The sequence below is a fragment of the Microbacterium sp. 69-10 genome, from assembly GCF_001897945.1.
Classification (GTDB): Bacteria; Actinomycetota; Actinomycetes; order Actinomycetales; family Microbacteriaceae; genus Microbacterium.
On record NZ_MKRT01000022.1, the window covers coordinates 112,070 to 122,096 of the forward strand.

The 10,027-nt window shown below is 69.5% G+C and carries 8 protein-coding genes and 2 pseudogenes; 5 read left to right on the forward strand and 5 right to left on the reverse strand.

Features of this window, described 5'->3' with window-relative positions; translation table 11 throughout:
- A partial coding sequence (locus tag BGN97_RS09615) for a TPM domain-containing protein (RefSeq protein WP_292700586.1) occupies positions 1–1,048 on the reverse strand: 1,048 nt, incomplete at its 3' end.
- A gap of 118 nt (positions 1,049–1,166) precedes the next feature.
- Here BGN97_RS09615 and BGN97_RS09620 point away from each other — a divergent pair.
- Positions 1,167–1,871: pseudogene (locus BGN97_RS09620) on the forward strand (DUF6596 domain-containing protein); the annotation flags it as partial.
- On the opposite strand, the gene BGN97_RS09625 reads toward BGN97_RS09620, so the two are convergent.
- Together BGN97_RS09625 and BGN97_RS09630 are read right to left on the reverse strand one after the other, a co-directional pair.
- Positions 1,764–2,036 carry a GlsB/YeaQ/YmgE family stress response membrane protein gene (locus BGN97_RS09625; protein WP_285634638.1) on the reverse strand — a complete coding sequence of 91 codons (273 nt, stop codon included), beginning with the start codon at positions 2,034–2,036 and terminating at the stop codon, positions 1,764–1,766. The pseudogene BGN97_RS09620 and the gene BGN97_RS09625 overlap by 108 nt on opposite strands.
- Positions 2,037–2,213: 177 nt before the next feature.
- Positions 2,214–3,152: a Bax inhibitor-1/YccA family protein gene (locus tag BGN97_RS09630; protein ID WP_292700591.1), complete on the reverse strand. Its 939-nt coding sequence runs from the start codon at positions 3,150–3,152 to the stop codon at positions 2,214–2,216.
- A 91-nt stretch (positions 3,153–3,243) separates the two neighbouring features.
- Here BGN97_RS09630 and BGN97_RS09635 point away from each other — a divergent pair, with 91 nt between their 5' ends.
- The gene (locus BGN97_RS09635; RefSeq protein WP_292700592.1) at positions 3,244–4,221 is read left to right on the forward strand and encodes a glycerophosphodiester phosphodiesterase family protein; all 978 of its coding nucleotides are present in this window, start codon (positions 3,244–3,246) and stop codon (positions 4,219–4,221) included.
- A 4-nt stretch (positions 4,222–4,225) separates the two neighbouring features.
- Here BGN97_RS09635 and BGN97_RS09640 read toward each other — a convergent pair whose 3' ends face one another.
- Positions 4,226–4,600, reverse strand: a complete 375-nt coding sequence (locus tag BGN97_RS09640; protein ID WP_292700593.1) for a YccF domain-containing protein — start codon at positions 4,598–4,600, stop codon at positions 4,226–4,228.
- A 65-nt stretch (positions 4,601–4,665) separates the two neighbouring features.
- Between BGN97_RS09640 and BGN97_RS09645 the strand changes: the two genes are divergently transcribed.
- The 3 genes from BGN97_RS09645 to BGN97_RS09655 are packed head-to-tail and all read left to right on the forward strand — an operon-like array spanning position 4,666 to position 9,459.
- Positions 4,666–7,134, forward strand: a complete 2,469-nt coding sequence (locus BGN97_RS09645) for a UvrD-helicase domain-containing protein (RefSeq protein ID WP_292700594.1) — start codon at positions 4,666–4,668, stop codon at positions 7,132–7,134.
- Between the two features lie 35 nt (positions 7,135–7,169).
- The gene (locus tag BGN97_RS09650) at positions 7,170–8,306 is read left to right on the forward strand and encodes an SseB family protein (protein WP_292700596.1); all 1,137 of its coding nucleotides are present in this window, start codon (positions 7,170–7,172) and stop codon (positions 8,304–8,306) included.
- 43 nt (positions 8,307–8,349) lie between these two features.
- The gene (locus BGN97_RS09655; protein ID WP_292700599.1) at positions 8,350–9,459 is read left to right on the forward strand and encodes an ATP-dependent DNA ligase; all 1,110 of its coding nucleotides are present in this window, start codon (positions 8,350–8,352) and stop codon (positions 9,457–9,459) included.
- A 3-nt stretch (positions 9,460–9,462) separates the two neighbouring features.
- Here BGN97_RS09655 and BGN97_RS09660 read toward each other — a convergent pair.
- Positions 9,463–10,027, reverse strand: a pseudogene (locus BGN97_RS09660) (ATP-dependent DNA ligase); the annotation flags it as partial.

The following is a 10,027-nucleotide window of genomic DNA, read 5'->3' on the forward strand; positions in this document are numbered from 1 at the left end:
CCGTGAGCACCGCGAGACGCTCGGCGGCATCCTGCTGGATCCCGTCGGCCTCGGCGCGGGCGGTCCTCAGGCGGGTCAGTGTCGCCGCCGATCCCTCCGCCAGCGCGCGCAGCGAAGCGAGCTGCTGCTTCCGCCCCTCCAGGTCGCGATCGGTCTGCGCGCTCATCCGGATGATCTCGTCGGTCCACGCGCGGGTCTCCGCAGGGGTGTCCTCGGTGGAGTCCTCCAGCTTCTGCAGCAGCTGGAATCCGCCGTCCAGCCGCGCGCGGCACTCCTTGAGCACCGTGGTGAACTCCGCGGTCGTCTCCTCGCCGAACTCCGCCGTGACGAATCCGAGCTCCTGCTCGCTCGTGCGCACGGCCTCGTCGGCCCGCACCAGCAGGCGCGCCGCGCGCTTCTTCTGTCCCTCCAGGGTGCGCAGCTCTGCCGCCGCGGCCGCACGACGACGCAGGTGCAGCACGAGGCGCGTCACGCCGAACACGATGAGGGCGAGCGCGGCCACGCCCAGCACCCACACCCACCAGGGCCACGGGACCCGGTCGAACTCCCCGGCGACGTACGAGATGCCGCCCTCCCAGTCGTCATCCGCGAGGTAGTCGCCGCCGAGGTGATCCTCGATCTGCAGGATCCGGTCCTCCGAGAGCGGCCCCGCCTGCACGCCGTCTCCGCCGTACTCGGCCGAGATCGCGAGGGTGCGCCCCTCGGTCGCGATGGCGAGCAGGTACTGGTCGGGGGCCAGATTGTTGCGCAGCGCCGTGGCATCGGCCCAGGCGAGCGCGTTTCCGGGGTCTTCGAAGTCGGGCACGAGGATCACGTACAGCTCCGGGCGGCCGTCCTTCGCCGCCAGGTCGCCGAGTTGCTTCTCCAGGCGGGCCTCCGCGGCGTCGCCGAGCACGCCGGAGGCATCGGTCACGAAACCGGGGTCGAGGTCCGGGGGAGTGGCGGCGGACGCCGCACCGCCGGACAGCAGAGCGCCGCCCAGTGCGATGCCGGCCGTCAGGCCGATCGCGCTCGCGACCGCAGTGATCCTCCCCAATGGTCCGCGCATGGACTGCCCTCCCGCTCGCGGGCCGATCTGCGATCGGGCCCTCCTCCGTGACCACCATCATGGCAGGAAGCGATTCTCGAAAGACTTCTCGCGAGGTTGTCGATCCGGCGCCCTGCCGTGGGATCCGGATGCCATCGACGACGACGTGCTGCGCCTGATCTTCATCGCCTGCCACCCCGTGCTCTCCCGTGAGGCGCAGGTCGCGCTCACCCTCCGGGTGGTCGGGGGTCTGGGCAGTGAGGAGATCGCCCGCGCCTTCCTCGTGCCCGTGGCCACGGTGCAGCAGCGGATCGTGCGTGCGAAGAAGACGCTCGGCGCAGCGCACGCCCCGTTCGAGCTGCCGCCGCGCGAGGAGTTCGGCTCACGCCTGAGTGCCGTCCTGGGAGTGCTCTACCTGATCTTCAACGAGGCGCACACGGCCAGCGGCGGGGAGGACTGGATGCGACCCGACCTGGGGCGGGAGGCCGTGCGACTGGCGCGTGTCCTCGGGGGCCTCGTGCCGCGGGAACCCGAGGTGCACGGCCTGCTCGCGCTCATGGAACTGACAGCAGCGCGGTTTCCCGCCCGCGTCGACCGCCGCGGCGATCCGGTGCTGCTCGCCGATCAGGACCGCACGCGCTGGAGGCCAAGGCGCGCTGATCACGCCGACGGTTTCCCGCAGGCACGGAAAAGGGGAGGCGGATCCCCCGATCCGCCTCCCCTGAAAGAGGGGCTCTTACGCCCTGCTGCGATCCCCGCGGCCCACGATGAGACCGTAGATCAGCAGCACGATGATCGATCCGCCGATGGCCAGGAGCCAGGTCGACAGGTTCCAGAACCCGTTCAGGTCGACGTTGAACAGCAGACCACCCAGCCAGCCGCCGAGCAGAGCGCCGACGACGCCGAGGAGCAGAGTGACGAACCATCCGCCGCCCTGCTTGCCGGGGAGGATCAGCTTGGCGATCGCGCCGGCGATCAGGCCGAGGAGAAGGAATCCGAGGAAGCTCATGGGAGTCTCCGTTCTGTCAGTGCATCCGGGGTGTCCGGGCTCAACCAGGATGCCTGAGACGAGCGTCTAGATCCACCCCCTTGCGCACGAGTTCAGGAATGCGCTATCAGCCTGCTGTGACGAGCAGAACGGCCGCCCTCCGAGGAGAGCGGCCGTTCAGAGCGTGCGGATCGATGGTCAGTCGTTACCGCGCAGGATCGCGAGGATGCGCAGGATCTCGACGTACAGCCAGACCACGGTCACCATGATGCCGAAGGCGCCCATCCAGCCGTACTTGCGGGGAGCGCCGTTGCGCACGCCCTGCTGGATGCTGTCGAAGTCCATCACCAGCGAGTACGCGGCGAGGAACACCACGAAGAGGCCGATGATGACGCCGAGCGGGATGCCGGCGATCTCGACGCTTCCGCGCAGGCCCCAGGCGTTGTCGTTGACGCCGGTCCACATCAGGATGAGGTTCAGGATGGAGAACGCCATGTAGCCGAACATCGCGATCATGAAGATCTTGGTCATCTTCGCGCTGGCGCGCACCTTGCCGCTGGCGAACAGTGCGAGCGTGACGCCGACGACGGCGACCGTCGCGAGGGTCGCCTGCATGACGACGCCGGGGTAGACCATCTCGAAGAACGCCGAGATGCCGCCGACGAAGAGACCCTCGAAGGCCGCGTAGGCGAAGATCAGCGCCGGGCGGACCTTCTTGCGGGAGGTGAAGATGACGACCATGGCGAGCACGAAGCCGCCGAGCGCGCCGACGATCCACGGGGTCAGGTTCGCCTGGCCGGCAGCGGAGCCGGCGACCGTCCAGACCCAGCCGACGGCCGCAGCCACGAGCAGGATGCCGAACAGGCCGGCGGTCTTCCAGATCGTGTCCTCAACGGTCATGCGGTCGGTCTCGATAGCGCCGGCGGCCGGAGCCGCGTACATGCCCTCGAGGTTCGCCTGCGCGGCGGCGTTGATGCCCGCCTGCTGGAACGCGGCGGTCTGTCCGGCGGCGCCGGGCGGGGGCGGCGGGGCGTACTGGCCCTGCTGGCCGGGCTGCTGGGGCGCGCCGGGGTATGTGGCGACGTTCCGCGGATCCTGCTGCTGGAACGCGGGGGTGTTGAAGACGAAATTGCTCATGGTGGGTGGCCTCTACTCCCGAGGGATCGGTCAACTCTTTCCTCAACGATAGTGGCGCATGCCTATGAACGGGGTGCTTTACGCTGAGAGCGTGCCCAGGACCTCCCCTCTGATCATCGGGCACCGCGGTGCGCCCGGCTACCGTCCCGAGCACAGCCGCTCCTCCTATGAGCTGGCGTTCGCGCTGGGCGTCGACGCCGTGGAACCCGATGTGGTCGCCACGAAGGACGGGGTGCTGGTCATCCGGCACGAGAACGAGATCTCCGGCACGACCGACGTCGCGCAGCATCCGGAGTTCGCCGATCGGCGCACGACCAAGCGGATCGACGGGGAGACCCTCACGGGCTGGTTCACCGAGGACTTCACCTGGGCGGAGCTGTCCACGCTGCGCGTCAGGGAGCGGCTGCCCAAGATCCGCACGTCCAGCGCGACCTTCGACGACGCGCAGCCGATCCTGCGGCTGCCCGACCTGCTCGAGCTGATCAGCGAGGCATCCGTCGAGCACGGCCGCGAGATCGGCCTGGTGCTCGAGGTCAAGCACGCGACCTATTTCGAGGGCGTGGGACTCGATCTGGTCCCGCTGATCGAGCGCGACCTGCGCGCCGGCGGCTGGGCGGCCGGAGAGCTGCCTCTGGTCATCGAATCGTTCGAGTCGACGGTGCTGGATCGGCTGCGGGCGACCGGCATCGCGGCGACGTTCATCTACCTGATCGAGGCGAGCGGCAAGCCGTTCGACCTGGTCACCTCGATGGGCACGTCAGCTCCGGACTACGCCTCCGTCGTCACGCCCGCGGGTCTGGACGCGCTGCGCGCGGACGGCATCAGCGTCAACAAGCGGATGCTGCTGCAGCCGGGCAACACGATCGTGCCGGACGCGCACGCCCGCGGCCTGCGCGTGTTCACCTGGACCTGCCGCCCGGAGAACCAGTTCCTGTCGCCGCGGTTCCGCGCCGGAGGCGGGAAGGCCGCCTTCGGCGATTACGAGGGGGAGTGGCGGGTGATCGCCGACACCGGCGTCGACGGGGTGTTCGTCGACCACCCCGACCTGGGCGTGGCGTTCTTCCGCTGAACCGTCAGCGGCTGGTGACGATCTCCTTGCCGAGGGGCATCAGCGACACGGGGACGAGCTTGAAGTCGGCGATGCCCATCGGGATGCCGATGATCGTCACGCACATCGCGATGCCGGAGACGATGTGGCCGATCGCCAGCCACCAGCCGGCCAGCACGACCCAGATCACGTTGCCGAGGGCCGAACCCAGGCCCGCGGTCGGCTTGTCCACCACCTGACGGCCGAACGGCCACAGCGAGTACTTGCCGATGCGGAACGCCGCGATCGCCCACGGGATCGTGATGATCGGGATGCACAGGATGATGCCGGCGAGCATGTAGCCGAGGAAGTGCCAGAAGCCGCCGAGAACAACCCAGATGATGTTGAGGATCGTGCGCATGCCGTGATTCTCGCACGCCCGCTCGGGAGGCCGCTGTCGGAGCCGCCGCCTAGACTCGAAGGGCCATGACCGACGCTCCACTCATCGTCCCCGCATCCTCCGGCCCGCGCTCCTCCGACGGGTCCGACGAGCTGCTCTCGGGCCTCAACCCGCAGCAGCTCGAGGCCGTCACCTACCGCGGGAACGCGCTGCTCATCGTCGCCGGCGCCGGATCGGGCAAGACCAGCGTGCTCACGCGCCGGGTCGCGCTGCTGCTGCGCCGCCGCGAGGCCTGGCCCAGCCAGATCCTGGCGATCACGTTCACCAACAAGGCCGCCGGCGAGATGCGCGAGCGCGTCGAGGGACTCGTCGGCGACGTCGCGCGCGGTATGTGGATCTCCACCTTCCACTCGGCGTGCGTGCGCATCCTGCGGCGCGAGGCCGAGCAGTTCGGCTTCACCAAGTCCTTCACCATCTACGACTCCGGCGACTCGCGCGCGCTGCTCAAGCGCCTGGTCAAGGAGCACGAGGCGGATGCCTACGGACTCACGCCCGGGGCGGTGCAGTCCCGCATCTCCAAGCTCAAGAACGAGCTGCTCGATGCCGAGGGCCACGCTCGCCAGGCGAACATGTCCGACCCCGCGGAGCGCAAGTTCGTCGACATCTTCACCGACTACCAGCGGGCGCTGCAGAAGGCCAACGCCTTCGACTTCGACGACCTCATCGCGCAGACCGTGTTCCTGTTCCGCGCGTTCCCGAAGGTGGCGAACACCTACCGCCGACGGTTCCGGCACATCCTCGTGGACGAGTACCAGGACACCAACCACGCCCAGTACTCGCTGATCCGCGAGCTCACCAAGCCGGTCGACACCTCTGCGGAGTCGGGCACCGCATTCGAGTCGAACGGCATGATGATCTTCGAACCGGATGCCCCCGCACCGGACGCCGAGGGGGAGGGGGCCTCGCTCACCGTGGTCGGCGACTCCGACCAGTCGATCTACGCGTTCCGCGGCGCCGACATCCGCAACATCACCGAGTTCGAGCGCGACTTCCCCGGCGCCAAGGTCGTGCTGCTCGAGCAGAACTACCGCTCCACCCAGAACATCCTGTCCGCGGCGAACGCCCTGATCGGCAACAACTTCGACCGCAAGGCGAAGAATCTGTGGAGCGACAAGGGCCCGGGCGAGAAGATCATCGGCTTCACCGGCTACTCGCAGCACGACGAGGCGCAGTTCGTCGCCGACGAGGTCGAGCAGCTGCGCCGCTCTGGAGTCCCGTACGCCGAGATGGCCGTCTTCTACCGCACCAACTCGCAGTCCCGCGCACTGGAGGAGATCTTCATCCGCGCGGCCGTGCCGTACAAGATCATGGGCGGCACGAAGTTCTACGAGCGCGCCGAGATCAAGGACGCGCTGGCCTACCTGGTCGCCGTCGCCAATCCGGCCGACGAGATGGCGGTGCGCCGCATCCTCAACCGGCCGCGACGCGGCATCGGCGGCGTGACCGAGGCATCGATCGCGATGTTCGCCGAGCAGCACGGCATCAGCTTCCGCGACGCGCTCCGGCATCCCTCCGAACTGGGCGTGGGCCCGAAGCTGCAGGCGTCGATCGCGCAGCTGGACGCCGTGCTGTCCGAGGCCGCCGAGATCCTGCAGCCGTCGTCCGGCGAGGTGCCGCCGTCGACCTCGGTCGCCGACGGGCTTACCGTGCTGCTGGAGCGGAGCGGCTACTTCGAGTCGCTGCGCGCCAGCCGCGATCCGCAGGACGAGGCGCGGCTGGAGAACCTCGACGAGTTCGTCGCCGTCGCCCGCGACTTCGCCCGCAACAACCCCGACGGCACGATCGTCGACTTCCTCACCGAGGTCGCGCTGGTGTCGGATGCCGATGACCTGGACGACGAGTCGGGTGTGGTCTCGCTCATGACCATGCACACCGCCAAGGGACTGGAGTACGACGCGGTGTTCGTCACCGGTGTCGAGGAGGATCTCATCCCGCATCGCATCTCGGCGGGGGAGCCGGGCGGCCCGCAGGAGGAGCGTCGGCTGTTCTACGTGGGCATCACCCGCGCCCGCAAGCGGCTGCACCTCTCGCTGGCGATGACCCGCGCCCAGTTCGGCGAGGTGTCCGTCGCGATGCCCAGCCGCTTCCTGCAGGAGATCCCGGCCGATCTCATCGACTGGCGGCAGTCGCCGGGAGACGTCAACTCCCGCGGGGGCATGCAGTCGCGTGCGCTGAACGCCCGCAAGTCCGGCGGGTGGGGCTCCTCCGGCGGGGGCTCGGGCGACCGGTTCGGGGTCAAGGCGCTGCCCAAGCGCGACTCCCTCAAACCGCTGTCGACCGCCATGGACCGCTTCCCGAACAAGGTCACCGCGAAGGTGAGGGACAACGGCGATCTCGAGCTGGCGGCGGGCGACCGCATCCGTCACGACGACTTCGGCGAGGGGCGCGTCGAGGCTGTCACCGGAGAGGGCGCGAAGCGCATCGCGCACGTGCGGTTCGACGCCGCCGGGCAGAAGAAGCTGCTGATCAAGATCGCACCGATCGTCAAGCTGTAATCAACCGGGGCGGAGCGGCGATTAGGCTGGCTCATATGGCCCTCTTCTCCCGCCGCAAGAAGTCCGTCGACCAGCCGGACGTCGAGACCGAAGCGTCCGCCGCCGACGCGATCCCGCAGACCGACGGCGAGCCCGAGGCTCCCGCCGAGTCGGTGCCCACGGTCGGCATCTCCGTGCAGGCGTTCCGCGGTGTCGGTGCCGAGGCAGGCCCCGAGGTGAGCGCTCCCGTCGAGTCCGGGTCGGACGCGGACGGGGCCGTCGACGAGGGCATCCAGGTGCCGCGTCCGGCATCCGGAGCCCCGGTCATCGCCGAGGAGCAGATGGGCGGACCGCGCCTGCCGCTGGCGCCCGCGCTGCCGCCCGAGCAGACCCACACGGTCGACGGGCTCGTCGACAACGTGCTGCTGCGCACCGCCCTGGCAGAGGTCGAGGAGGGCGCCAGCAACGAGCAGCTGCTGGGCGTCATGCGCCAGTCGCTGCAGGGGCACCTGTATCTGCGTGTGCACGGCGACGCGCGTGAGCAGATGGCCGCCGGCGAGTCGCTCTCCGTCGGCATCGTGCGCGACGACGACCGCACGTTCATGCTCGCCTACAGCTCGGGCGCCGCCCTGCAGGCATCCATCCAGGACGAGGAGGATGCCGCATCCACCTCCGCCATCGCGCAGCCCGCGACCCTGGTGTACCAGCAGGTGGTCAACGGCGGCTTCACGGGCATCATCATCGACAACTCGTCCGTGCCGCACCGAGTGGTCTTCCCGACCGAGCTGCTGCAGAAGGCCCTCGAGCAGGGCGACGCCGAGATGTCGGTCAAGACGCTGCTCGCCGCCCCCCGCGACGAGCAGACGCCGGTGCGCGTCGCCGAGGCGCTCGCGAAGACCCGCAGCTGGGTGGCGATCAACGACGGCTCCAACGGGCAGCCCGTCGGCATCGCCGAGGCGCACACCACCGACGGCCGCCGGTTCCTGCAGCTCTTCTCGCACCCGCTCGAGGTCGTGGTGCTGGGCCGCAACGATCAGCCGATGCCCTTCGAGCCCGAGCAGCTGGCGAAGGTGCTCAGTGAGCACGACGAGATCGCGGGCGTGCTCGTCGACATCGCCGGCCCCTCGATCGCGATCGAGCGCGAGGACCTGAGCGCCGTCATGGTGCTCGCGGTCGACCTCGGCGACGACTGACGACGTCTGTCGCGAGGCCGCCCCGACCCCGTACGCTCGTCGCATGGCCTCTGAGCGCGTGACTCTGACCGTGACCGACGCCGACGGCGACGGCGAGCGGGAGATCTCGATGCGTGAGATATCGCTGTCCAGCCCCAACAAGGTGGTCTGGCCCGTGGAGGGCGGCGACGGCATCACCAAGGCCGAGTACGCCGACTACGTGCAGCAGGTCTCCACGCCGTTCCTGGCGGCCAACGGGCATCGACCGGTCTCGCTGGAGCGGTTCCGCGACGGCATCGCCAGTTCGGATCCGGACGCCGCACCCGGAGCCGGCGGATTCTTCTCGAAGAACCCGCCCAAGGGCACGCCGGACTTCGTGGACGCGGTGGACGTCACGTACAACAGCGGGCGCAGCCACCCGCAGATCGTGCTGAACCGCACGAGCGCGATCGTGTGGGCGGTGCAGATGAACACGATCGTGTTCCATCCGTGGGCCTCGCTCGCCTCGAACACCGACAACCCGGTCGAGCTGCGCATCGACCTCGACCCCCAGCCGGGTACCGGCATCGCCGAGGCGATCGTCGCCGCGCACGGCCTGCGCGAGGTGCTGCAGGAGGCGGGTCTCGAGCCGTTCATCAAGACCAGCGGCAACCGCGGACTGCACGTGTTCTGCCCGATCGTGCCGGAGTGGGAGTTCCTCACCGTCCGGCACGCGGTGATCGCGGCCGGACGCGAGCTGGAGAGACGGATGCCGGAGAAGGTCACCATGAGCTGGTGGAAGGAGGAGCGCGGCGAGCGCATCTTCGTCGACTTCAACCAGGCGAACCGCGACCGTACGATGGCGGGGGCGTACAGCCCGCGGGCCAAGGTCGGCGCGCCGGTGTCCACGCCCATCCACTGGGACGAGCTCGACGATGTCGACCCGACGCGATTCACGGTGCGGACGATCCCCGGCCGGCTTGCGGAGATCGGCGATCCGTGGGCCGATCTGCAGGCATCGCCGGGCCGCATCGACACGCTGCTGGAGTGGTGGGAGCGCGACGTGTCGAACGGTCTCGGCGAGCTCTCGTTCCCGCCCGAGTTCCCCAAGATGCCGGGAGAGCCGCCGCGGGTGCAGCCGAGCAAGAAGGTCGCCGCGAACTGGGACGCCGAGGGCAACCCCGTCGAGGACTGAGAGTCAGGCCAGCACGTCCGCGAGGTCGTAGCCGGCGACCGTGTCCAGCTGCGCGTAGGTGCACGAGCGCGCGTCGCGGTCGGGGCGCCAGCGCTCGAACTGCACGGTGTGCCGGAATCGGGCGCCCTCGAGCTGGTCGTAGCGCACCTCCAGCACGCGCTCCGGGCGCAGCCGCACGAACGAGACGTCCTTGGACCCGCTGAAGCGGGAGCGCTCGCCCTCGCCGACGACCGCCTCGCCGGACTCGTCCCGCTCGACCAGGGGCGCCAGGTCCTCGACGAGCTGCGCTCGCATGGCATCCGACCAGGCGGCGACACCACCGACCTGTCGCAGCACGCCGTCGTCGCCGTACAGCCCCACCAGCAGCGACCCGACGCCCGAGCCGCTCTTGTGGATGCGGTAGCCGAGCACGACGACATCGGCGGTGCGGGCGTGCTTGATCTTGATCAGGGTGCGCTTGCCGGGGGCGTACGGGTCGTCGAGCGGTTTGGCGACCACGCCGTCGAGCCCCGCGCCCTCGAACTCGGCGAGCCAGCGCCGGGCGAGCTCGGCGTCCTCGGTCGTGCGC